Genomic DNA, 25,077 nt, shown 5'->3' with positions numbered 1-25,077 from the left:
AATATCCGAGATATATTTCATTTTCCTATTCTTAAAATAACTAAACTTTAAATTTTTATAACATTTTTTAGACGGTTTGTAAAAATTATATCACTAATTCTCCTATTATGCAAAAAGATTCTTTAATAAATAAAGGATTTCTTGTGCATTTAAATCTTATTTCTACTTTTGTAATTGTATTTTTTACATTTATTATTTCAAACGATTTCACTACCCAAAATTCCTATATAAAAATGATAAAATTAAAAGGCATAACTTGGAATCATACAAGAGGTTTACTACCAATGGTTGCCACATCACAGCGTTTTACAGAACTACATCCTGATGTTGAAATTTCTTGGGAAAAAAGAAGCTTACAAGAATTTGCAGATGCTTCTATTGAAGATTTAGCCAAAAGATTTGATTTATTGGTAATCGATCATCCTTGGACAGGTTTTGGAGCGCAAACCAAAGCGATTCTTCCGTTATCTGATTATTTATCAAACGAATATATTAAAGATCAAGAAATTAACACCGTTGGGAAATCATACGGAAGTTATGTTTTTCATGATAAATTATGGGCGCTTCCAATTGATGCTGCAACTCCGGTTGCCTCTGCCCGCTTGGATCTTTTACAGAAAAACAATTTGGAAGTTCCTAAAACTTATGATGAATTATTGGCATTAGCTAAAAAAGGTTTAGTTGCCTTTGCTGGAATTCCAGTAGACGTTTTAATGAGCTTTTATATGTTTTGCTGCAGTTTGGGCGAAGCTCCTTTTCTTTCTGAAGAAAAAGTGATTTCTGAAACAACAGGAATCAAAGCGCTTCAAATGTTTAGAGAATTAGCTCAATTAATTGATCCTAAAAACTTTAACCGTAATCCAATTCAGGTTTACGAAGCGATGGTCAATTCAGACGAAATTGCGTATTGTCCGTTTGCTTATGGTTATTCTAACTATTCTCGCATTGGCTACAGCCAAAACCTTTTACATTTTTATGATTTAGTAAAATTGAATGATAATCCGATGATTTCTTCTTTGGGAGGAACTGGATTAGCGGTTTCTTCATTCAGTGAACATATTGATACAGCCATAAAATATGCTGAATTTACGTGTTCGCCACAAGTTCAGCAGAATATTTATACCGATAATGGCGGTCAGCCAGGACATTTGCAAGCTTGGAAAAGTGATCGAATCAATAGCGTAACGCACGATTATTTCAAAAATACCTTACCAGCTTTAGAACGTGCTTTCCTTCGCCCAAGATATTATGGTCACATGTATTTCCAAGATCACGCTGGAGATGTGGTTCGCAACTATTTAATGAATGGCGGAGATGAAGTAAAAGTATTGGAAGAAATGAATTTGCTTTACGCGGAATCTCTAAAAATTCAGACCGTATGAGACCTTTAGAAGGATTAATTGTTCTGGAATTCTGTCAGTTTTTGGCAGGGCCTTCGGCAGGATTAAAACTAGCCGATTTGGGCGCACGCGTCATCAAAATCGAGCGTCCTGTAAAAGGCGAAGCCTGCAGACAATTGAGCATCAAAGATTTATTTGTAGACGATAGCAGTTTACTTTTTCATACGATTAATAGAAACAAACAATCTTTTGCTGCCGATTTGAAAAATCCTGACGATTTGGTTTTAATTAAAAAACTAATCGAAAAGGCTGATATTATGACGCATAATTTCAGACCTGGAGTGATGGAAAAAATCGGTTTAGATTTTGAAAATACGCTTTCTATTAATCCGCAAATTATTTACGGAACCATTACAGGTTACGGAAATGAAGGCCCGTGGGCAAAAAAACCTGGACAAGATTTATTATTGCAATCGCTTTCTGGATTAAGCTGGTTAAGTGGACGCAAAAGCCAAGGCCCAGTTCCTTTTGGTTTGGCTGTAGCCGATTTAATGTGCGGAAATCATTTTGTACAAGGAATTTTAGCAGCACTTCTAAAAAGAGCTAAAACTAAAAAAGGCGTTTTGGTAGAAGTAAGTCTGTTAGAATCAATTCTTGATGTGCAATTTGAAGCCATTACTTCTTTCTTAAATGATGGCGGTCAATTACCTGAGCGTGGCGATATTAAAGGAAGTGCACATGCTTTTCTAAGTGCTCCTTACGGAGTTTACCAAACGCAAGACGGTTATTTATCTCTTGCAATGGGCGATTTACTTTTTATTGGAAAAACTTTAGGTTTAGATTTAAATGCTTTCGCTGATAAACACCTTTGGTTTGAAAAACGCGACGAAATCAGAACGATTTTGAGCGAAAGAATTCAAACCCAAACATCTGATTATTGGATTGAAATCTTGCAGAAAGAAGGCATTTGGTGCGGAAAAGTTTTCAATTACGAAGAACTAGACAATCAGCCTTTTGTAACTGAATTACAGCTAAAACAAACCGTAAAAAATACCGAAGGCGAAACTTTGGTAACAACCAGAAGTCCGATTCAGTTAGATGGCGAAATTTTAATAAGCGAAAAAGCAGCGCCAAAAGTAGGTCAAGATAATTTAAGTATACACGAAGAGTTTATTCGATAGATTGTTGAATCGTTTATTTGTTTAATCGTTTAATCGTATTAAACAAATCGACGAATTAACGGTTAACCAAATACAACGATTAAACGATTAAATTATAAAAACGGTTAAACGAATAAAAAAATGAAACCATTAGAAGATTATTTAATTGTAGATTTCAGTCAGTTTCTTTCGGGTCCGTCGGCGAGTTTGCGTTTGGCAGATTTGGGAGCGCGCGTAATAAAAATTGAAAAACCAGGAACGGGAGATATCTGCCGTACTTTATATACTTCTGATTTGATTATGAACGGCGAATCGTCTGTTTTTCATACTATCAACAGAAACAAAGAATCTTTTGCGATTGATTTTAAACAGCCTGAAGAACTTCAAAAACTAAAAAAATTATTAGCCAAAGCTGATGTTGTCATGCATAATTTCAGACCTGGAGTTATGGAACGCATCGGACTAAGTTATGAAGATGTAAAAAACATTAATCCGAATGTGATTTATGGATCTATTTCAGGTTTTGGAGAACATCTCGATTTGAAAGATTTGCCGGGTCAAGATTTGCTTTTACAGTCATTAACCGCTTTAACTTGGTTGAGCGGTAATCAAGAAGATGGTCCAGTTCCAATGGGATTGTCGATTGTAGATATGCTTGCTGGAGCTCATTTAGCGCAAGGAATTTTAGCCGCTTTATACCGAAAAGCAACGCATAATATTGGCGCACAAATTCAAATCAGTATGTTGGAATCGGCGTTTGATTTTCAATTTGAAACCATTACGACTTATTTTAATGACGGAGGCGAATTGCCTGTTCGAACTAAAACCAATAATGCACACGCTTATTTGGGCGCTCCATACGGAATTTACAAAACGAAAAACGGTTATTTAGCATTGGCAATGGGGTCGATTCCTGTTTTGGCTTCTCTGCTGAAATGTGATGCTTTATTGCAATTTCCTGAAAATAAATTTACGCTTAGAGACGAAATCAAAAATATTCTTGCGGATCATTTGCAAACGCAGGAAACACAGTTTTGGTTGGATATTTTAGAACCAGCCGACATTTGGTGTGCAGGAGTTTTAAACTATCAGCAGTTATTTGCTGAAGATGGATTTAAGGTTTTGAATTTTACCCAGCAAGTTGAAATGCTTGACGGTTATACCTATAAAACAACTCGCTGTCCGATAAAAATCGACGGCGAATATCTAACTTCTGGAAAAGGTTCGCCGAAACTAGGTCAGGACAACGAGAAAATTATTAAAGAATTTATTGACTGTTAATGGAAAAAATTAGAATCGCCGTTCGTAAATTCGATCCTTTCGAAAGTACACTTCAAAAGTTGTGGGATGCATTTTCACTTCAAAATAATATAAAAATTGAAGCCGAAATGGTTGCATTAGAACTTCATGATTTGTATGAAACTACCATTTCTGAAAAAGGTTTAAAAGAAGGAAAATGGGATATTGCTCATATCAATACCGATTGGATTTTTGATGCTGTAAACGAAAATGCGGTTCTTAATTTATTTCCATTAATTGGAGAAAATCCGCCAGAAAATTATCCTTTTGGATGGCATAAATCGCTTTTGCATTTGCAGAAACTAAGTAACGGCATTTTCGGACTTCCTTTTCACGACGGCCCAGAATGTTTGATTTACCGTAAAGATTTATTCGAAAACGAAACGGAGAAAGAGAATTTTAAAAAACAGTTTGGTTACGAACTTTCAACACCAAAAACTTGGCAGGAATTTTCAGAAATTGCCACATTTTTTAATCGTCCCGAGCAAAATTTATACGGTGCTGTTTTTGCCAATTATCCAGACGGACATAATATGGTTTTTGACTTCTGTCTGCAATTATGGACACGTGGCGGTTCTTTATTAAACAACAAAAATCAGATTGACATTCATAACGAAGCTGCAATAAAAGCATTAGATTTTTATCGAAAAATGGTCAACAACAAAAATGCGGTTCATCCAAAATCTAGAGAATTTGGTTCTGTTGAAGCAGGTTTGGCTTTCGCCGAAGGACAAGCCGCAATGGCCATCAACTGGTTCGGATTTGCTTCTATGGCAGAAGTGATCGAAGAATCGAAAGTGAAAGGAAAAATCGATATCACTTCCCTCCCATCCGATCCAGGCCACAAAACCGCTTCTTTAAATGTATATTGGTTGTATACCATTGGTTCCGGAAGCAAACACCAAAAACTAGCTTATGATTTTTTACGTTTTGCAACAACGCCAGAAAGTGATAAATTATTAACTACTGAAGGCGGTATTGGATGCCGAAAATCGACTTGGAAAGATGAAGAAATCAATACATTAATTCCGTTTTATCATAAACTGGAAATGCTTCATGAAAATGCCCTAACACTGCCTCAAACCCCAATTTGGCCAAAAGTAGCTCAACTTATTGACGGCACTGTTTTAAAAGCCATTGAAACTGATATTTCGTCTGAAATACTTTTAGAAGAAACTCAGAAAAAAATTAAAAAATTAAGTCAAGGAACAACATTACACAGCTCTGTCAAAAATTAAACTTGGCAGGCTCAAATTCAAAATATAGAACAAATGAATATTCCCTATAAACCTTTACTTCCCCAAACAGAACAGCCTATCGTGATTATTGGAGCGAGCGGTATTGTAAAAGATGCGCATCTTCCTGCTTACGAAATGGCAGGCTTTAAAGTTTTTGGTATTACAAACAGAACGATTTCGAAAGCATACGATTTACAGAAACAATTCAAAATCGATCATGTTTTTGAAAGTGTAGCCGATGCAGTAAAAAATGCGCCATCAAATGCTGTTTATGATATTACCGTTTTACCTGATCAATACATTGAAATTTTGGAGCAATTGCCTGATGGTGCTGCTGTTTTGATTCAGAAACCAATGGGAAATGATTTGGCTCAAGCACGTGAGATTGTAGCAGTTTGCGAAAGAAAGAATCTGGTTGCTGCAATCAATTTCCAATTGCGTTTTGCTTCTTTTGTAAGTGCAGCCAGATATTTAATCGATCAGGGAATTATTGGCGAATTATACGATTTAGAATTTAAAGTTACCGTAAATACGCCTTGGGAATTGTTTCCTTTAATAAAAGAACATCCAAGATTGGAGATTCTTTTCCACAGTGTGCATTATATAGACTGTATTCGATCTTTTCTGGGAAATCCGAAAAGTGTATTGGCAAAAACGGCCAAACATCCGCTTAAAAAATTATCATCAAGCCGATCTACTATTATTTTGGATTATGGCGAAGATAAACATGTTGTGATCAATACCAATCACGATCATCATTTTGGTCCAAAACACGAAGAAAGCTACATTAAATGGGAAGGAACAAAAGGCGCTGTTAAAGCAAAAATGGGCTTGTTAATGAACTATCCTGACGGTCTTCCTGACGTTTTTGAGTATGCATTGCCCAAAAAAGATAATGAAAATGAATATGAATGGACAGAAGTAAAATTGGAAGGTTCTTGGTTCCCAGAAGCTTTTATTGGTGCAATGTCTAATCTGATGCGTTACAAAGAAGGTTCTGACTCAACATTGTCTGCAAGTGTCCAAGATGTTTTGGGGACGATGAAAGTTGTAGAAGCTTGTTATGAAAGTAACAAAAACGGCGGAATTTCTTTTGAAGAAGTGTAATTAAAACACTATATTTCAAAACCAAAAAACAAAATTTAAGTCCTCTTCAAAACAAACGCGATGTTGAGCTCACGAATAAAAAGAATAAATTATGTATTTTAAATCAACTTTTTTCGAAGATTATCAAATCGACGACAAACGTATAACTTTAGGCAGAACAATTACAGAAACTGATTTTGTGGTTCATGCCGGACATACAGGGGATTTCTTCCCACACCATATGGACGAAGAATGGTGCAAAACACAACCATTCGGGCAAAGAATTGCGCATGGAACTATGGTTTTTGCGATTGGAATCGGATTAACTGCTTCAGAAATAAATCCAGAAGCTTTTTCTAGAGGTTACGACAAAATGCGTTTTGTAAAACCAGTTCATATCGGCGATACTATTCACTCTGAAGTAACTATTTCTGAAAAAGGCGAAGCCAAAAATCCTGAAATGGGAACCGTAACCGAACATGTAGAAATCATTAACCAACGCGGTGAAGTCGTTTTGGTATGTGATCATCTATTGCTTGTGAAGAAAAGGTTCTAAGATGATAAGATTCTAAGGTGCTAAGGTTTTAAAAACTTTGCGACTTAATGCCTTTGTGGCAAAAAAAACTTAGAATCTTAGCACCTCAGAACCTTAGAACCTATAAAAAAATAAACTAAAAACTATCACACGAATGCAAATTACAAACCAAGCCGGCGATCTACATGAAGTGCCAACAGAAGGAGGAAATCAAAAGCAATATCTTTTGCCTTTTATCCTCGTTACATGCCTATTTTTTCTGTGGGGAATGGCCCACAACTTAGATTCAGTTTTAATTCCGCACTTGAAAAAAGCGTGCGAATTAAACAATCGCCAGTCTACTCTAATTGATACTTCTGTATTCTTTGCTTACTTCATTATGGCGATTCCAGCCGGAATGCTGATTAAAAGATTTGGTTATAAAAACAGTATCATTACTGGATTATTAGTTTTTGCAGCAGGAGCATTTTTGTTCGTTCCAGCAGCTAATACTAGAACTTACGAATTGTTTTTATTTGCCCTTTTTGTAATTGGATGCGGTTTAACGATCTTAGAAACTAGTGCAAACCCATACGCAGCGATTTTAGGACCTGCAGAATCTTCTTCTAAAAGATTGAATTTGGCTGCTTCTTTTAACGGATTGGCTGCCATGGTTGCTCCTATTGTGGGTTCGCTATTTATTCTTTCTGGAACCAATCATACAAAAGAACAAATGGCGGCAATGCCAGAAGCTGAAAAAGCGGCTTATTTATTGGGCGAAGCGGCTTCTGTAAAAATGCCTTATATTGTTTTAGGAAGCATCTTAGTTTTGGTTGCTGTTATATTTTATTTCGTACAATTGCCTTCAATGAAAGCAACTCATGCAGAAGCTGAAATTAAACCTGGATTTTTCTCTGTTTTAAAATTCAGACATTTAAGCTGGGGCGTTGTAGCTCAATTTTTCTATGTGGGTGCACAAGTTTGCATAACAAGTTTCTTTATCAGAATTGCACAGCAAGGTGCTGGATTAGACGAAAAAACTGCTGGATATTATTTAGGAATCTATGGTTTCCTTTTTATGGCAGGACGTTTTATTGGAACTTTCTTTTTACGTTTTGTAAAAGATTATGTTTTATTATCAATCTATTGCGTAATGAGCGTTTTATTATGTTTAGTTGCCATTTACGGTTCTGGAATCATGGTTATTTATGCCCTTGGAGGAATTGGGTTCTTTATGTCAATTATGTTCCCAACGATTTTCTCTTTAGGAATTAAAGGCTTAAAATCGAACACGGAAACGGGTTCTTCTTGGTTAGTAATGTCAATTGTTGGTGGTGCTATTATTCCGTACGGAATGGGAACTTTAATCGATATGAATCACGATGATATTCAGTCTGGGTATATTATTCCGTTAGTTTGCTTTTTGATCATTCTTTCTTTTGGGGCTTTTGGTCATAAAGTAAAAACTCTCTCTGAATAGTTTTTTGCCACAGATTATTTGGATTAAAAGGATTTCTTTTAGCCACGAATTACTCGAATTAGCACAAATTTATTTTTAAAAAATATTTAAATATCAATTGCCTCCAGCTTTAGCTGGAGGTTTTTTGTTTATCCAAATAAAAGGCTTTAGCCAAACTTTTGCGCCTAGTTTGGCTAAAGCCAATAAATGTAGAATCTAGTAACCTCCAGCTAAAGCTGGAGGCAATTCATTTTAGCCATGAATTAGCATAAATTACACTCTTTTATAAAAATAAAAATTCGTGCTAATTCGTGCAATTAGTGGCTATATAATAATCAAAAACGCCTCCAATTGGAGGCGTTTTCTTTTAGTCATGTTTATTAATGGTGTTTGCCATTACCGTGATCGTGGTTCTTGTCTGACTTATTTCCTTTGTTTCCTTTATCGTTTCCATAATGATTTCCGTTGTTGCCTTTTGGTTTTTCTCCTCTATTTTTTTGAGGTTTTCCGTGGTAACCTTTCGGATATTCGGCTCTGTGTTTTGTGTGATAATAGTACGGAGAATCTCCTCTATAATCTGTCAAAACTACTTTATAACCAGAATACAAATCATAGTTTCTATATCTTGACGGAAGTCTTCTTTCACGAACCCATTTTCCGCTGTTGTCATAAATAAATACGCTTTGATTTACGTCATAATATACATCGATGTCTGGCAAATAATAGTATCTGCTGTTATCGTAACCTAACGGTCCCCAATTTGGAGGCGTACCAATATTTACATTTACTGATACCTGAGCTTGAGCAAAAAATGCACTCATAAAAAGCACTGAGGCGAATATAAACTTTTTCATGTCTTTAAAATTTAAATGTTAATCTTATTAGATATTAATCGAAAGTAGTGCCAAAGTTTTACGATTTAAGCATTCATTATACAAAATTACCAAACTAATCGACGGAGAGCGTTTTTTAAACGACGTACTTTTCAAAAAACCGTCTCAGGTTTTGAGACGGTTTTTATCATTATAAACAATTATTTCCAACCACCACCCAACGCTCTGTACAAATTAATAACAGCTTGTAATTTTTGCAGGTTATCATTAACTCCGTTTAATTGTGCTGCTAAAAGATTTTGCTGAGATGTTAATACATCTGTATAGTTAGTTGCCGAACTGTATTCTAAAAGTTCTTGCGTAAAGTCTACTGCTTTTTCTAAAGCTGCGATTTGTTTCGCTCTAGAATCTTCTTTTTCAACAGCCATTTGGTACGCATACAAAGCATTTGAAACTTCCTGACCAGCCACTAAAAGACTTTGCTGGAAATTGTTGTATGCTTGCAATTGTTGTGATTGCGCTGTGGTCAATCTCATTTTATTCACACCATGATTAAATATTGGCTGCGTCAATCCCCCGATAATCGAATAAAAAATAGAATGGCTAAAGAAATCATTCAACTCTAAATTTGAAAATCCAGTACTTGCTGTAAGCGTCAAACTTGGGTAAAAATAAGTTTTAGCCAAATTAGTCGACTCAAAAGCGACTCTGAAATTAAATTCCGCTTGACGGACATCTGGACGATTATTTAATAGCTGCGCTGGCATTCCGATTGCGATTTTTTCAGGAATAATCTGTGTTCCTAGAACTCCTCTATCAATTGGTCCAGGCCCTTGCCCTAGTAAAATATTTATAGCATTTTCGGTTTCACGAATGCTTTGTTTTAAGTCCGGAATTAAAACTTCAGCTGCATGCTGATTAGCTTCACTCTGAACAACAGCTGCACCAGTTACAATTGCTCCTTCTTTTAAAGCTTTAATGGTTGCAACGTTTTCGATACGGCTTTTTAATGTTTCTTCCGTAATTTTTAACGATTCATCATACGATAATAGCAAGAAGTAATTATTAGCAATATCAGCAATTAATTGCGTCTGAACGGCTTGTTTTGCAGCATCTGAAGCTAAGTAGGTTGCCAAAGCTGCTCTTTTAGAACTGCTTAATTTTCCCCAAACATCAATTTCCCAAGAACTGCTTACGCCTAATTTGTAAGTAGTTGTTAAGGTATTAATATTGATTCCTGCTGGAAAGTTTAATCCTGCCTGCGATTGTTTATTGTGCGTTACATTGGCGTCCAACTGCAAGCTTGGATAATAAGCCAATTTACTCTGACGCAAAGAAGCTCTTGCCTGAACAATATTCTCAATTGCATTTTTTAGATTCAAGTTTTGTTCTAAACCTTTTTGAATTAATGCATTTAATTTTTCATCTTTAAAAACAGTATTCCATGGCATGTCTGCAATTGTAGTCGAATCTGTAGTAGACTGATCACGATACAGCTGGTCAGTTTTTAAAGTTGTGGGACGTTCGTATTTCTTGGTAACAGAGCACGCACTAATGAGTGCGGCTGTTATTACCAGTAAAATATATTTATTAGAACTATTCGTCATTTTTGTTGTAATTAAATTTTACTCTTTGTGAGCTTCTATTAAATGAATTTCGTCTTCATCGTCATCGTCATCATCATAACCATCTTTCGCTGGACCACTTATTCTTTCTTGTAAAGTCTGGAAAATGATAAACAGAACTGGAATAACAAATACTCCTAAAATCGTTCCGATTAACATACCTCCAACGGCACCAGTACCAATAGATTTATTACCAACAGCACCTGCACCTTTGGCAAACATCAACGGAACTAATCCTAAAATAAAGGCAAACGAAGTCATCAGAATTGGACGTAAACGCGCTACTGCTCCTTCAATAGCAGCTTGTACAATTGGAAGTCCTTTTCTTCTTCTATCCAAAGCAAATTCGACAATCAATATACCGTTCTTCGCCAGAAGTCCGATAAGCATGATTAAGGAAATCTGCAGGTAAATATTACTATTTAATTTAAAAATAATCGAGAATAAATATGCTCCTGCTAATCCAAACGGAATTGATAATAATACCGCAAATGGCAAAATGTAACTTTCGTATTGTGCACTCAGTAAGAAATAAACGAAAACCAAACATAAAAGGAAAATGAAAATCGTTTCACTTCCTGAAGCTAATTCCTCACGCGTTAAACCTGAAAACTCATATCCATAGCCTGCAGGAAGATTTTCTGCAGCCACTTCTTGAATTGCTTTAATAGCATCTCCAGAACTATAACCTGGTTTTGGTGCTCCTGTAATCGAAATTGACGTAAATAAGTTAAATCTCGAAATAGATTCTGGTCCAAAAACTCTAGTCATTTTTACAAACTCTGTAATTGGCGCCATATTTCCTGCGCTGTTTCGAACGAAAATTTTATTCAATCCTTCTGTATTCGCTCTAAATTCTGGAGCTGCTTGAACCATTACACGATATTGTTTTCCGAATTTGTTGAAATTCGAAGCATACAATCCTCCGTAATATCCTTGCATCGTCGATAAAATCGTATTTACAGAAACTCCTGCGTCTTTCGCTTTCGCTAAATTAATATCCATCATATACTGAGGGAAACCAGGGTTAAATGGCGTTGTCGCATATTGAATTTCCGGACGCTCAGATAATTTCGCTAAGAATTCATTATTCACTTTATAAAATTCAGAAGTCGTATGCCCTCCTTTATCCTGCAATTGGAATTCGAATCCACCACTTTGTCCAAAACCTTGGATAGTTGGAGGCGAAATGAAGAAAATACTTGCCTCACGAATACCGCTTGTTTTAGCAAAAAGCTGTCCGATTACATCATCAACACTAAGATCACGCTGATCCCAAGGATATAATTTTACAATTACCATACTGTAAGCACTACCTGCTCCAGCCGTAAAGTTCTGTCCGACAATACGAAGTGTATTTTTAACTCCTGGAATTGTTTTAGCAATACTATCTACTCTTTTAGCAATAATATCCGAACGTTCCATAGAAGCCGATGGCGGCAAACTAATATTAGCAAAAACAGTTCCTTGATCCTCTGAAGGTACGAAAGCAGAAGGCGTAGTTTTCATCATATAAACCAACGCAGCACCAGCAATTACAATTGAAGCCAATGCAATCCATTTTTTCGCAGAAAGGAAACTTACAGAACGTTTGTATCGTGCTGTAACATTGTCGAATGCCACGTTAAATGAAGTGTAAAAACGCTGTAAATAACTTTTATGTTTGTGATCATCAGCATGTGGTTTCAATAAAAGCGCACATAAAGCTGGACTCAAAGTCAAGGCATTTACTGCCGAAAGTATAATCGCAACGGCCAGTGTAATACCAAACTGTTTGTAGAATACCCCTGTTGATCCATTAATAAAGGTTACTGGAATAAATACCGCAGCCATTACTAAGGTAATCGAAATAATCGCTCCCGAAATTTCGTCCATCGCATGAATGGTCGCTTTTTTAGCCGACTTATATCCATGATCCAACTTGGCGTGAACGGCCTCGACGACGACAATCGCATCATCGACCACAATACCAATGGCGAGTACCATTGCAAAAAGCGTCAATAAGTTGATCGTAAATCCGAATAAATTCAGGAAGAAGAATGTACCCACAATCGCAACCGGAACCGCAATTGCCGGAATTAAAGTCGATCTAAAATCTTGAAGGAAAATAAATACTACGATGAAAACCAATATAAAAGCTTCAACCAAAGTGTGAATTACTTTTTCGATAGAAGCATCCAAGTTCTCGTTAACGTCCACCATAATAGTGTACTTCATTCCTTTTGGGAAACTTTTTGCTGCTTCTTCAATCAGTTTTTTAGAATTGATAATTACATCACGAGCATTAGATCCAGGAGTCTGGCTAATCGCCATTGCTGCCGATTCTACTCCGTTTGTTTTAATCGTTGACGAATAACTTAAAGATCCTAATTCTACTTTAGCTACATCTTTAAGTCTAAGCATCTGTCCATTTCCAACAGATTTTATAACAATGTCTCCAAATTCCTGAGCGCTTGTTAAACGTCCTTTGTATTTAATTACATATTGAAATGCCTGATTTCCGTTTTCACCAAATTTACCTGGTGCTGCTTCGATATTTTGTTCTGCTAAAGCTGCCGAAATATCGCTTGGAATCAGTTTATACTGCTGCATTATGTCTGGTTTTAGCCAGATTCTCATCGAGTAATCTTTGGCACCAAAAACGGTTACATCTCCTACCCCAACTACACGCTGAATTTGCGGTACAAGGTTAATCTTTGCATAATTTTGAAGAAACGTCTGATCGTAAGCTTTATCATCACTGTATAAAGAGAAAATCAACAAGTTACTACTCTGACTTTTGGTTACTGTAACCCCAGCCTGAGTTACCTCTACTGGCAATAAACTTGTTGCTCTAGAAACCCTATTCTGAACGTTTACCGCTGCTAAATCGGGATTTGTTCCTACTTTAAAGAAAACTTTGATCGAAGCATTTCCGTCATTTGTTGCTGTAGAAGTCATGTAAGTCATGTTTTCTACACCATTAATCTGCTCTTCAAGCGGAATTACGATACTTTTAAGTACCACATCTGCATTGGCACCAGTATAACTTGCTGCAACGTTTACCGTTGGTGGCGCGATATCCGGATATTGAGAAATCGGTAACTCAATTAGGCCTAAAACACCTAAGATGACGATAATAACAGATATTACCGTCGAGAGTACGGGTCTTTGTATAAATTTTTTAAACATTTTTTTTATTTTAAATCGGCGTAAACTGCTTCTTGGCTTTGATTATTAGGTTTAATTTCAGTTCCTTCTTTCAATGAAGCTACTCCTTCTAATACGATTTCATCTCCAGCTTTTAAACCGCTTGTTACCACATAATAGTTTCCTGCTGAGTTGTCCAACACTGTGATATTAGCATTTGTTGTCTTTTTGTCTTTTCCTACAACAACTGCAAACATTTTATCCTGTAATTCGAAAGTGGCACTTTGAGGAATTATAATGGCGTCTTTAACGTAGTTCGGAATTTGCACTGTAGTACTGCTCCCGCTTCTGATAATTCCTTTTGGATTTGGGAAACGAGCTCTAAAATTTACAGTACCTGTTTCTGTATTAATTAATCCGTTTACGGTTTCTATTTTTCCTTTTTGATCATAAGTCGAACCATCAGAAAGTACCAAAGAAACATCTGGCATGCTTTTAATTTTTTGGTTTAATGAACCTCCTGCGTCTTTAGTGAAATTTAGAAGCACTTTTTCATTCATTGCAAAATAAGCGTATACATTACCAATACTTGAAACTGTTGTTAAAGGTTCGGCTGTATTAGAACTTACCAAACTTCCTAAACGGAAAGGAATCGAACCTACAACTCCATTTACGGGACTTGTTACGGTAGTATAACCTAAATTAACTTTAGCATTTACTAAAGCTGCATTTGCTTGAGCTAGAGATGCCACAGCTGACTCATAAGTATATTGAGCCGACTCTAAATCGTATTTGCTGATAATTCCTTTTTCAACCAATGGTTTTACTTTATTCACAGCCAATTTTGCTGAACTAACTTCTGCCTGAGCACTTTTAATGCTTGCTGTTGCAGTACGAACTTGCTGCTCATATTCTGGAGCGCTAATCTTAAATAAAGGCTGTCCCGCTTTTACTACAGCACCTTCATCAACAAAAATTTTATCAATATAGCCTTCAACTCTTGGGCGAATTTCTATATTTTGCTGTCCTTGGATACTAGCAGGAAAATCGCTGTTTAATGTCGCTGATTTTAGCTGTAATGTCACAGTCTTATATTCTTTAATCTGCGGCGCACCTCCGGCTTGAGCCGATTTATCATTTTTACCGCAAGAAGCGATAATAAGTGATGCTGCGAGGATGCTTAAAAATGATTGCTTAGTCATTGTGAAAAATGTGTAATTATCGATTATATGTGAACAAAAGAAATAAAATATAAGATACGAAATTTTTCAAATAGACGAACAGCAAGAGACAATCGATAAAGGCAAGATGAGAACCGATGGTTTTATTTAAAATATTAAACAAGTGTTTAATTTTTGTCTTATCGGCTCTAAAATGCTTTTTAGAGACTCTAAATCCCATTTTAGCGATTACCCAAAAATTGTATTTGAATAAAATGTAATATTGTCCATAAATATCAAAAATTACAATGGGACCAAGCTTTTTCAGACCTTACTTATTTACCGGATTACACATACTGAGCTGGGTATTATTAGGCTTTATCATGCTATTTTACATACCTTTAACTTGGAATGTAACGCTACCTGGTGTCTTCTGGCTTTGGCAAATGGTCTTATTGATTTTACTGATCATCATTTTTTATTCGAATGCAAAAATTATAGTTCCCCGAACCATTTTTAAAGACAATACTTCTCCTTTTCTAGTTTGGGCTTTTATTACGATTTTTGCCATGCAGGTTATTGCTTATTTTTATACTTCACAAACGGATCTTCACACCAAAATAAGTTTGATTCTAGGATTCAAAAAATACAAAAATCCTTATTTCGACAATTACGTTTTAATGCTCAGTTTACTTGTTTTAGGAATAAGCACAAGCTGGGCTATGTTGCAATATTGGCAAAAAGCGGCTCAGCATAAGCAAAAATTAGAACAGGATAAAACGGCTGCCGAACTAGCTATGCTTAAAGCACAAATCAATCCACATTTTTTCTTTAACTCGCTTAATAGCATTTATTCACTTACTTACACCGATATTGAAGATTCTAGGAATGCGCTTCACACTTTGAGCCGTATGATGCGTTATCTGCTTTACAGCACAGAAGAAAAAACTACGTTGCTGAAAGAAGCTGAATTTATGAGAGATTTCATTGCATTAATGAAACTTCGTGCCAATAGTAAACTGACTATTACAACAGATATTCCCGAAAAAATACATGATTACCCAATTGTTCCGATGTTATTACTACCTTTAGTAGAAAATGCTTTTAAACATGGTGTTCATGCCACCGATAAAAGTGAAATTTACATTAAGCTTACACAAAATGGAAGTGAGCTCGAATTTGAAGTTGAAAATACTTATTTTGAAAAAACAGCAGTTTCTGATGTAGGCGGAATTGGTTTAACCAACACCAAAAGAAGACTGCAATTGATTTATCCGAATCAGCATTTTATTTCTTTTGGAGTTACCGACCACGGAACATATAAAATTAAATTGAAGATAAATTTAGAGCAATGACAGTAATAAAATGTATAGCAGTAGATGACGAACCATTGGCTTTAAGATTGGTAGAAACCTTTATAGAGCAGACTCCGTTTTTAGAATTAATTTCTACTTGCGACAATGCTGTCGATGCAATGGGACTTATCAGGGAAACAAAACCAGATCTTGTTTTTTTAGATATTAATATGCCTAATTTAAGCGGAATGGAATTGGCAAGATTAATACAAGATCAGCCTGGACCTTTGCCAAAAATTATTTTTACTACGGCTTACAATCATTATGCAATTGAAGGTTATAAAGTTAATGCGGTAGATTATCTTTTGAAACCTTTTAGTTACGAAGAATTTCTGCGTGCTTCAAGCAAAGTTTTACAATTAGCCGAAGAAGCCAATAATACATTTACTACTATTACCGCTGATGACGAATTTATCTTCTTGAAGGTAGAATATCAATGGGTAAGAATTTCACTAAAAGACATCACCTATATTGAAAGTCTGAAAGATTATGTAAAAGTACATCTTGAAGATTCGCAGAAAGCTTTAATGTCTCTTATTTCGCTTAAAGCATTAGAAGAAAAACTGCCTTCCTCAAAATTCATGCGTGTACATCGTTCTTTCATTGTCTCATTAGATAAAATAAGCGCCATTAGTAAAAACTCCATTTTTATTGATAAAATAGAAATAACGGTTGGCGAACAATATAAAGAAGCCTTTAAGACATTAGTCGATAAATGGCTGAAATAAATTTAGAATAAGAATTACAAAATCATGGAAAAAAGATCAAACAAATATTACTTAACATTAAGCCTTAAGGAATATGCAAACGGTGAAACAGAACCAGCAAAAGAACTCGGAATAGAATTTGACAATCACGATGAAATCTTTGGAATAATAGAACGCATCAAAGAAAAAAACATTTTTCCCGACGATTCGCAAGCTGTTCAGTTTGCTTTAGGTTTAAAATTGTTTAGCGAAATCAAAATAAAAAACCGCAAAAATCCTCTTTTTGACGAACTAAATGAAGTTTTTCCAGTCTTCATGAAAAAATTAAAAAGCCTTTAAAAACACCTTTAAAGGCAAGACCTCAGCTTAATACTTCTTGAATTTTAGAACGTTAAATTTCTGCTAAGAAAAGAATAAACCCTTGTTTTGTGGCAATATTTTGCAGCAATTTTTCGTTCCAATAAGGCATGTCCCACTAAATGCTTTCCAAAAGAAGTTTAATTTCTGTTTTTTGAAATTCATCTGCTTCATAAAAAATGGCATGAGCATTTAGGCATTCTTAATTGAAAATAAAACAGAGTATTCGCTCGAAACTAACCATTTCGATTTTTAATGAATCTCTATTCTTTCTAGAAATGTTCGGTAATGCAAAAATTTATTTTTAACCACCAAAATGAAAGCATTATGATAATTCGAAAAAGTATATTTCTTCTCGCTGGAATTCTAGCTTTGAGCAGCTGTTCTAATAACGACAATACTGAAGGAGGCACAGATCCAGGACCAACAGGACCTCCTGTAGAAACTGGAACCGCAAACACTACTTATAAACCAGCATTTGCTGGACAAACACGAGCAGGAAGCATTCAAACCACCACCGAAATTGAATCTAAAATAATTACCAATGGCTTAAGCGCTCCTTGGGGAGTTGCCTATCTTCCTGACGGACGTCTTTTGGTAACCGAAAAAGCTGGAAAAATTAAAATCGTAACCCAAGCAGGAGTTATCAGCAATGCTTTAAATGGTGTTCCTGCTGTTAATCCTGATAGTCAAGGTGGTTTATTAGGAATATGCCTTGATCCTGCATATGCTACTAACCGAATGATTTATTGGGCTTTTTCTGAAGTTGTTGCTGGCGGAAATATTACCGCTGTCGCGAAAGGCAGAATTTCAGACGATGAAAAAGCAATAGAAAATGTAACGGTTATTTATCGTTCTAATACACCAAACGCAAGCACACTACATTACGGAGGCCGAGTTTTATTTGATAAAACGGGAAATTTATTTGTTAGCATTGGCGAAAGATCTGTATTAGAAACGCGTCCTTTAGCACAATCTGTTACCAGCAGTTTGGGCAAAGTTGTTCGCATTACTACTAGCGGACAAGCAGCGCCAGGAAATCCTTCTTTTACGCAAACGGGAGCTTTACCAGAACTTTATAGCATTGGACACAGAAATCCGCAGGGATTGGCAATTCATCCAACTACGGGCGAATTATGGCAAAGCGAGCATGGCCCAAGAGGCGGTGACGAAATTAATCGAATTACAGCGGGAGCAAATTACGGCTGGCCAACAATTACTTACGGAATCGAATATAGTGGTACGAAAATTGGAGAAGGAATTACACAACAAACTGGAATGGAACAGCCTGTCTATTACTGGGACCCTGTAGTGTCACCAAGCGGAATGAGTTTCTACGCTGGAAACCGTGTTCCAGAATGGCAAAACAATCTTTTTATTGGTGCTTTAAGCGGTATGCATATTGTGCGTTTGGCTTTTAAAGACAATAAAGTAGCTGGTGAAGAAAGATTATTGGCTGGCGAAGGCCAAAGATTTAGAGATATTACACAAGGAAAAGATGAAGCATTATACGCCGTTACCGATCAAGGAAGACTTTATAGAATAGATAAAAAGTAAACTTGTTCATTATACATGCCAAAAACGCCCCAAATATGGGGCGTTTATATTTTATTTTTTTTTGTTTCAGGTTTCAGGTTTCAGGTTTTATTCCGTTACGTTTAACCTGAAACTTGAAACAAAAAACTTAAGCTTTAGCTTTTCTTTTTACTGTACAGCCAATTTCTTTAGTTTGTGTAATTGCTGGTTTTTGACCGCTTTTTAATGATGCAATAACCTCTTCTGCATATTTTGTTTTTTGCGGATTATTTCCCTCTGGATCATTATCGATAGCTCCTACGTATTCTACCACATTTCCTTTTGCCGTTTTAGAAACGATAAAGATATGAGGCGTACGTTTTGCTCCATATTCATCAGTAATTTTTTGTCCTGGATCAAATAAATATGGGAAAGGATATTTCTTGTCTTTTGCTAAATCTTGCATTTTTGCAAAAGTATCTGCTGTAGAAGCTTCAGGATCATTTGGATTAATTGCAATTACTGGATATCCTTGCGACTTGAATTTTTTATCCAAATCAATAATTCTCTGTTCGTAACCAATTGCGTAAGGGCAAGTATTACAGGTAAAAACAACAATATATCCTTTTGCATCTTTAAAAGTTCCAAAAGAAACTTCTTTGTTGTCAACATTTTTCAGTTTGAAATCTGGAGCTGTGTCGCCTGCTTTTAGCGTTACACCACTTTGTGCATGCGAAAGAAAAGCAGAAAATGCTAATGCTAGTAATAAGATTATTTTTTTCATAATGGTTTACAGTTTTTTATATTCAGTTAATAATTGTTCATAAGTAAATTCGCTTTCAACAAATTTTCGTTTATCATTCTTAATAAAAAGTGTTGCCGGAATACTTCCCGACCAACTCGGATCAATTCGGTCAATAAATTCTTGAGGATTACTTTCGTTTAATAGAAAAACTTCATTCTTTAGATTTTTCCTTTTCACAAACGGAATCACATTTGATTCTAGTTTCGATTTAAAATCTAGACTTACTAATAAAACAGCCAATTTTTCTGACTTATACTCTGCTCCTAATTTCTCAAAATGCGGCATTTCTTTTATACAAGGCGCACACCAAGTCGCCCAAAAGTTAACAACATACGTACTGTCTTTCCCATTTTTGATTCTCTCATTAAGCTGATTGATATTTATCAGTTTCACATTCTGACTATAAGCTGAAACTGAAATAATACCGAATAAAAATAGATAGAAAAAAGGCTTTATTTTCATGAGAAGAATGCTTTAGAATTAATTTGTTTCCTACAAATATAAAATAATGATAAATTAGTTTTTGTTAATGAAAGTTTAATGAGTCTTTTAAGTTGCTAAGTGACTAAGGTTCTAAGGCTGTAAGTTGTTTTTCAGAATTTTATTTAATTCTATTATATCTTCTTTGTAGCTTGGGTAATCTGTTATATTTCTTATGCTGTGATTTTGGATATTTGTTAATCCAATATCTTTTATTTCTAGAAATGGACACTGCATTACCAATCCGTTTAAAATACAGTCTGAGATATATTCTGAATGTGCTTCAAACTTTGGAATTACATTTAAATGCTTTACAATTATGGGTTTTAAAACAGCTTTTTCATTTTCTTGTATTCCTGTCATTGGAAGAAAAAGAAGAAACAGATTAGGATATTTTTCAAAAGCCAATAATTCATTCAAAGTAAAAAACCAAGCTTCAAAATGTCCTCCTAAATTGCCGATGTAAATATCATTCAGAAAAAAATTGATTTCAAATTCGGCAAATTCAACAGCGTAATTCAAATCATCATTTATTTTTCCCGCAACATATCTGGGATTTTCTTCAATATCATTTTGATTAAAAAACTTCCATTCCCATTCATAAGCTTCAGTTTCATTAGTTTCCACAACTTCCAAAACCTCATCAATATTGAGTTCTTCTTTTTCATCATAACCTCTCGACCAACAGAAATAATACTTCCAGAAAAAAGTGTTATTGTTGAGTTCATCGATTTGTATTTGTCTATTCATAACGCTTCATTACAAAAGTTTTTCAAAGATTTCTCTTTCTACATCTGAAAGTTGTTTGCTAATTTTAGCGAAACCTTTGCTTTGTCCAAACGTAGTATACATCACACCTTCCCAGCAATAATCTGCCATTTCCTGTACATTCGTGCCACTATCTGAATATTCTTTCAAATCTTCTTCTGTAAAATAATACGAAACAAAATTCTCTTTACTATCCAATAATAACTTCAAGCTATTTTCATTTGTAAAATAAGACGTGAAAACCTTATTATGCGGATGTTCTTGCATGGATAAAACAGCATTTATGTAGACTTTAATTGATTTTTCGCTTATTCCGAATTTCTCCAGAAACAATGGTGTAAATTTCTGTTGAATAGACTGATGTTCTCCATCAATTGTTTGATAATAATCAATCAGCGTATCAAAATATTTTTCATCTTGTAATCCTAAAGCAAAAACAGCAAAAGTCGAAGGCATAGCACAGTTTTCGGCTTCAAGATTGGTATACCATTCGTATTTCTTTTTTGTAAGCTCAATATATTCTAAAATACTATCATACAGATTTGGATATTTTACTGCTCCAGCAAAAAAATAATTTTGTCCGCATTTTGGAAGTCCTTTTACAGGAAGTAATTCTTTTGCTTTTGATGAAAAACTAATTTCAAAGCTTTTAGGAAAATCAGATTTTAGAAGGTTATTTACGAAGTGTAATGCTGTTGCGTAACTTTCTTCTGTTTCAGTAGCCAGTTTAAGACTTATTTTAGCAAAAACATCATTTGCTTTACCCACAAAATCTTTGTCTTTGTATTCTGTCAGCTCTTTTGAAAGTTTCCCTGTTCCGTACTTCTTAAGTTGTTCTACTTCATCAGAACCTAATTCGGTCACGACATCAAAATACTCATTTGCTGTAACTGTGGCATAACTTGGGCCGTATTTTATATGAGACACAGCAATATAACATATAAAGCTCAATAGCTCTTTTTGTTCTTCGGTCAATATGGATTTCGGAAGTTCTTCTTTTGTTTTAGGTATAAAAATCTTGTATTTCCCCTTCTTTACTCTTTCAAAACTATTAAAAACCAATTCTTCTGCCTGCAATCCTAATGTGTAACGGTAGCTATCGAATCCATTAAGTTTTCTAAGTTTTTCAACAAACGAAATATAAAACTCTTTTGAGAAAGGTCTCGTCTGGAAAAAATATTCAATTATGGGAGATAACAGAAATTTTTCGCCCGAATCTAATAGATACGGATTTGGATATGCTTTATCAATTTTAACGCTATTATTATCAATCGCTTCAATGAATTTTTCTAAAAGCGCTTCGTTGCCTTCTATTTTTACTAAATAATTTAATTCTCTCATTCTCTATTTTATTGTCACATTTTTAATTTGATTATTCTTCATCATCCCCATCATATTCTTCATCATCATAAGAAAGATAAGACCAATCAATATCAACAAGATCAAGAATGGCATCAAATCGTTCCTGAATACTTGATCCAATAAAAGCTCCTGTACAATTGTTTTCCTGATCGAATGACAAACTGATCACCTCATAAAACTCATCTGTATATACTTTCTGATTTTCTCTACTGATTTCGGGAACAAGCGTATAATTCTTTTCTACAATCTTTACAATTTGCGAGTCAATTTCTCCTAAGTAATTTCCATTAAATTGAAGTCCGCCCAAAGTACCGTTGAAAACTGCCATTAAAACAAAAAAGTTCTCCGTTGTCTCGGTTTCCATTTCCCAATCTGATTTTTCGATCGTGTCGTAATTGCCATATACTGGCGGATTGTTCTGTGACAAATCTTCTTTTTTAATTCCCCAAAAAGCTACGTTTTGATTTTCTTCATAAAAAACCAAAAAATCATCATCAGAAAATCCGATTTCATTTTCAGGTTTCAAAAGCCTGTTAAAGCAGTAATTAAGATTTTCCTCTTTCCCTAATTCCAAATAATATTCTTTGAGTTTTGAAGGAAGTTTTACATTTAATCTTGTCTCAAGATCGAGAATCTCATTTTCTGAAAATCCGTAGTTTTCATTTTCAGATAGGTTATAAAGGCGTTTAATTTTTTGAATATAATTCATCTTAGGCTTCTATTTTTATATGGTGAAAAATAAACAATTAATTACAAGCTTGCAATTACTTTATAATGATAATCCCACTTTTTAAAAATAACAATCCATTATTTTCTAGTCATGTTTTCTTGACTAATTGACTTGCAATGATATTCGTCTCAACTTTGCAGCAAATTCATAAATCCGAGAGTCCCTTTTTTAAAACTACTATGAAAATACTGTCGATACTATTAATCTTGATTTGCAATATAAGCTGCCAATCACAAACGAATTCTAAAATGAGTGAAGATAAAACAAATCCGTTATTATGCGATCCTGTAAGCGGAATGTGCGAAATGCCTGTTGGTGAAAATTCAAATACCAAAACAGCTATTCCAACAGAAAATAAACCGATAAAAATAATTTACTATACCGATCCTATTTGTTCTTCTTGTTGGGGAATCGAACCTCAGCTAAGAAAACTAAAACTAGAATATGGCGAATATTTCGAAATTGATTACCGAATGGGCGGTTTATTGCCAGATTGGAGTTATAACAGTGGCGGAATAAGCAAACCTTCTGATGTGGCGCATCATTGGGATGAAGCCAGTTTATATTACGAAATGCCAATTGATGGAAATGTGTGGCTAGAAGATCCATTAGATTCGTCTTATCCGTCCTGTATTGCTATGAAAGCGGCACAAATGCAAAACAAGGAAAAAGCGGTTTATTTTATGCGTATTCTTCGCGAAAAGCTTTATCTCGATAAAAAGAACATTGCAAAATGGGAAAACATAGCAGAAGCTGCAAAAATCGCAGGTCTAGATGTTCCGAAACTAAAAGCAGATTATGATGATGCCGAAGAACTTTTTCAAGATGACTTAAATTTAGGAAAAACTCTTGGCGTACGAGGTTTTCCAACTTTATTTTTAGTCAATGCAGATAATAATCAGCTAACTGTTTATGGTTCTAAACCTTATGCCGCTTACGAAAATGCTTTATTAGCCTTATTTCCAGATGCTAAAAAGAAAAAGTTTGAAAATAAAAATTCATTGTCAATTTTTGAAATTTATCCAACATTGGCACCAAAGGAATATGCTGTCATATTAGATATTCCGGTTAATGAAGCCAAAACTATTTTGGAAGAATTATTTAGTAAAGGGAAATTGAATAAGAAAGCTATAAAAAATGGTTCGCTTTACATCAAAAAATAATTAAAAGAACGAGAGAATATTCAATTGAAACATCTGATTGCAGGAAAGATATCGTCTCTTAAAATGATATTTAGAATTACTAAAGGGGTTCTTTAAAAATAAACTCTTTATCACATTCTATTTCAAAAGCCTTCAGTTGTTTCTGGTATTCTTCTAAAAATGTTTCTATTTTATGATGCTGTTCTTGATTTTGAATATATCGAATTACATTCGGAACATGACTTCTTGAATATGAAAAATACCGTAACCTTCTTGCCATAAGAAATCTGGTGACAATTTTTGTTCTTTAATCCATTTACTGCTTTCTGTTTTTACATTTTGAACTAATGCAGAAATGGATTGTGTTGGACGCATTCCTATAAAAATATGTATATGATCTGGCATACTATTAATACATAACATTTTGTGATTGTTAGATTGGATTATACCCGTTATGTATTGATGTAATTTGTCTTTCCAATCCTTTGAAATTAATGCTTTTCTATATTTCACTGCAAAAACAAATTGTATATGCAATTGTGTGTACGTATTTGCCATACCAACCAAACGTTCCTACAGAACGAAAAAAAAAATTAATCATTTAAAGTTCTACCGATGAGATGTTCCTAACGGAACATTTTCCTTTTGCTACTGCAAATTTTAAAAATGCTACCATGAGATGTTCCTAATGGAACATTTTCCTTTTGCTACTGCAAATTTTAAAAATGCTACCTATGAGATGTTCCTAATGGAACATTTCCTTTCTGCTGATGCAAATTTTAAAAATTCTACCAATGAGATGTTCCTAATGGAACATTCTCCTTTTGCTACTGCAAATTTTAAAAATGCTACCATGAGATGTGCCTAACGGAACATTTTCCTTTTACTACTGCAAATTTTAAAAATACTACCGATGAGATGTGCCTAACGGAACATTTCCTTTCTGCTGATACAAATTTTAAAAATGCCTGTGTTTAACATGACTCCCAAAAGTCCAAAGAGTATTAGTTTAG

At 34.8% G+C, this 25,077-nt stretch carries 22 protein-coding genes and 1 pseudogene; 13 read left to right on the top strand and 10 right to left on the bottom strand.

The genetic code is table 11. The features are described from left to right. Nucleotides 1-233: 233 nt before the first annotated feature. The 7 genes from AAYQ05_RS13010 (at nt 234) to fucP (ending at nt 8,117) form a co-directional block, all read left to right on the top strand. Nucleotides 234-1,382: an ABC transporter substrate-binding protein gene (locus AAYQ05_RS13010; RefSeq protein ID WP_343543870.1), complete on the top strand. Its 1,149-nt coding sequence runs from the start codon at nt 234-236 to the stop codon at nt 1,380-1,382. After that, a complete protein-coding gene (locus AAYQ05_RS13005; protein WP_343543869.1) occupies nt 1,379-2,521 on the top strand; it encodes a CaiB/BaiF CoA transferase family protein in 1,143 nt (380 codons plus the stop codon). Before AAYQ05_RS13010 ends, AAYQ05_RS13005 begins: the two co-directional genes overlap by 4 nt. A gap of 120 nt (nt 2,522-2,641) precedes the next feature. After that, entirely contained in the window at nt 2,642-3,781 is a 1,140-nt protein-coding gene (locus tag AAYQ05_RS13000) for a CaiB/BaiF CoA transferase family protein (RefSeq protein ID WP_343543867.1), read from the top strand. Then, the gene (locus AAYQ05_RS12995; protein ID WP_343543865.1) at nt 3,781-5,037 is read left to right on the top strand and encodes an extracellular solute-binding protein; all 1,257 of its coding nucleotides are present in this window, start codon (nt 3,781-3,783) and stop codon (nt 5,035-5,037) included. The genes AAYQ05_RS13000 and AAYQ05_RS12995 overlap by 1 nt, the downstream gene beginning before the upstream one ends. Before the next feature lie 33 nt (nt 5,038-5,070). Next, nucleotides 5,071-6,144: a Gfo/Idh/MocA family protein gene (locus AAYQ05_RS12990; RefSeq protein ID WP_343543863.1), complete on the top strand. Its 1,074-nt coding sequence runs from the start codon at nt 5,071-5,073 to the stop codon at nt 6,142-6,144. A gap of 91 nt (nt 6,145-6,235) precedes the next feature. Continuing rightward, nucleotides 6,236-6,679, top strand: a complete 444-nt coding sequence (locus AAYQ05_RS12985) for a MaoC/PaaZ C-terminal domain-containing protein (protein ID WP_278021249.1) — start codon at nt 6,236-6,238, stop codon at nt 6,677-6,679. A 133-nt stretch (nt 6,680-6,812) separates the two neighbouring features. Continuing rightward, complete coding sequence (fucP, locus tag AAYQ05_RS12980) at nt 6,813-8,117, top strand: L-fucose:H+ symporter permease (RefSeq protein ID WP_343543861.1); 1,305 nt, start codon at nt 6,813-6,815, stop codon at nt 8,115-8,117. A gap of 359 nt (nt 8,118-8,476) precedes the next feature. Here fucP and AAYQ05_RS12975 read toward each other — a convergent pair whose 3' ends face one another. From AAYQ05_RS12975 to AAYQ05_RS12960, 4 genes are all read right to left on the bottom strand, one after another. Beyond that, nucleotides 8,477-8,950, bottom strand: a complete 474-nt coding sequence (locus AAYQ05_RS12975) for a hypothetical protein (protein ID WP_343543860.1) — start codon at nt 8,948-8,950, stop codon at nt 8,477-8,479. Nucleotides 8,951-9,129: 179 nt separating this feature from the next. After that, nucleotides 9,130-10,536 (bottom strand): efflux transporter outer membrane subunit, encoded by a 1,407-nt coding sequence (locus AAYQ05_RS12970; protein WP_343543858.1) that lies wholly within the window; start codon nt 10,534-10,536, stop codon nt 9,130-9,132. Nucleotides 10,537-10,554: 18 nt separating this feature from the next. Then, nucleotides 10,555-13,725, bottom strand: coding sequence for an efflux RND transporter permease subunit (locus tag AAYQ05_RS12965; RefSeq protein WP_343543856.1), 3,171 nt, complete (start codon nt 13,723-13,725; stop codon nt 10,555-10,557). Nucleotides 13,726-13,730: 5 nt separating this feature from the next. Then, on the bottom strand, nt 13,731-14,885 hold the full coding sequence (locus AAYQ05_RS12960; protein ID WP_281632989.1) for an efflux RND transporter periplasmic adaptor subunit: 1,155 nt from the start codon (nt 14,883-14,885) through the stop codon (nt 13,731-13,733). A 266-nt stretch (nt 14,886-15,151) separates the two neighbouring features. Between AAYQ05_RS12960 and AAYQ05_RS12955 the strand changes: the two genes are divergently transcribed. The 4 genes from AAYQ05_RS12955 to AAYQ05_RS12940 all read left to right on the top strand — a co-directional run bounded on the left by AAYQ05_RS12955 (nt 15,152) and on the right by AAYQ05_RS12940 (nt 18,819). Then, the gene (locus AAYQ05_RS12955) at nt 15,152-16,198 is read left to right on the top strand and encodes a sensor histidine kinase (RefSeq protein ID WP_343543855.1); all 1,047 of its coding nucleotides are present in this window, start codon (nt 15,152-15,154) and stop codon (nt 16,196-16,198) included. Further along, a complete protein-coding gene (locus tag AAYQ05_RS12950) occupies nt 16,195-16,926 on the top strand; it encodes a LytR/AlgR family response regulator transcription factor (protein ID WP_281632991.1) in 732 nt (243 codons plus the stop codon). The genes AAYQ05_RS12955 and AAYQ05_RS12950 overlap by 4 nt, the downstream gene beginning before the upstream one ends. Before the next feature lie 24 nt (nt 16,927-16,950). Beyond that, a complete protein-coding gene (locus AAYQ05_RS12945; RefSeq protein ID WP_281632992.1) occupies nt 16,951-17,244 on the top strand; it encodes a DUF3861 domain-containing protein in 294 nt (97 codons plus the stop codon). A 345-nt stretch (nt 17,245-17,589) separates the two neighbouring features. Next, on the top strand, nt 17,590-18,819 hold the full coding sequence (locus tag AAYQ05_RS12940; protein WP_343543853.1) for a PQQ-dependent sugar dehydrogenase: 1,230 nt from the start codon (nt 17,590-17,592) through the stop codon (nt 18,817-18,819). 127 nt (nt 18,820-18,946) lie between these two features. On the opposite strand, the gene AAYQ05_RS12935 is transcribed toward AAYQ05_RS12940, so the two are convergent. The 5 genes from AAYQ05_RS12935 to AAYQ05_RS12915 all read right to left on the bottom strand — a co-directional run bounded on the left by AAYQ05_RS12935 (nt 18,947) and on the right by AAYQ05_RS12915 (nt 22,901). Further along, nucleotides 18,947-19,561, bottom strand: a complete 615-nt coding sequence (locus tag AAYQ05_RS12935) for a thioredoxin family protein (protein ID WP_343543851.1) — start codon at nt 19,559-19,561, stop codon at nt 18,947-18,949. Between the two features lie 6 nt (nt 19,562-19,567). Beyond that, entirely contained in the window at nt 19,568-20,044 is a 477-nt protein-coding gene (locus AAYQ05_RS12930; protein WP_343543850.1) for a TlpA family protein disulfide reductase, read from the bottom strand. A gap of 111 nt (nt 20,045-20,155) precedes the next feature. Then, nucleotides 20,156-20,812: an Imm19 family immunity protein gene (locus AAYQ05_RS12925; RefSeq protein WP_343543848.1), complete on the bottom strand. Its 657-nt coding sequence runs from the start codon at nt 20,810-20,812 to the stop codon at nt 20,156-20,158. A gap of 9 nt (nt 20,813-20,821) precedes the next feature. After that, nucleotides 20,822-22,171 carry a DUF6138 family protein gene (locus AAYQ05_RS12920; RefSeq protein WP_343543846.1) on the bottom strand — a complete coding sequence of 450 codons (1,350 nt, stop codon included), beginning with the start codon at nt 22,169-22,171 and terminating at the stop codon, nt 20,822-20,824. A 31-nt stretch (nt 22,172-22,202) separates the two neighbouring features. After that, on the bottom strand, nt 22,203-22,901 hold the full coding sequence (locus AAYQ05_RS12915; protein WP_343543844.1) for an SMI1/KNR4 family protein: 699 nt from the start codon (nt 22,899-22,901) through the stop codon (nt 22,203-22,205). Between the two features lie 269 nt (nt 22,902-23,170). Between AAYQ05_RS12915 and AAYQ05_RS12910 the strand changes: the two genes are divergently transcribed. After that, the gene (locus AAYQ05_RS12910) at nt 23,171-24,085 is read left to right on the top strand and encodes a DsbA family protein (protein WP_343543842.1); all 915 of its coding nucleotides are present in this window, start codon (nt 23,171-23,173) and stop codon (nt 24,083-24,085) included. 79 nt (nt 24,086-24,164) lie between these two features. On the opposite strand, the pseudogene tnpA reads toward AAYQ05_RS12910, so the two are convergent. Beyond that, nucleotides 24,165-24,622, bottom strand: a pseudogene (tnpA, locus tag AAYQ05_RS12905) (IS200/IS605 family transposase). Nucleotides 24,623-24,743: 121 nt separating this feature from the next. Here tnpA and AAYQ05_RS12900 point away from each other — a divergent pair. After that, a complete protein-coding gene (locus AAYQ05_RS12900; protein WP_343543840.1) occupies nt 24,744-24,932 on the top strand; it encodes a hypothetical protein in 189 nt (62 codons plus the stop codon). Nucleotides 24,933-25,077: the final 145 nt, after the last annotated feature.

This window comes from Flavobacterium movens, assembly GCF_039581425.1.
Classification (GTDB): Bacteria; Bacteroidota; Bacteroidia; order Flavobacteriales; family Flavobacteriaceae; genus Flavobacterium; species Flavobacterium luteolum.
The sequence above is the reverse complement of the archived record's forward strand: the minus strand, read 5'-3'. Positions and strand labels throughout refer to the sequence as shown.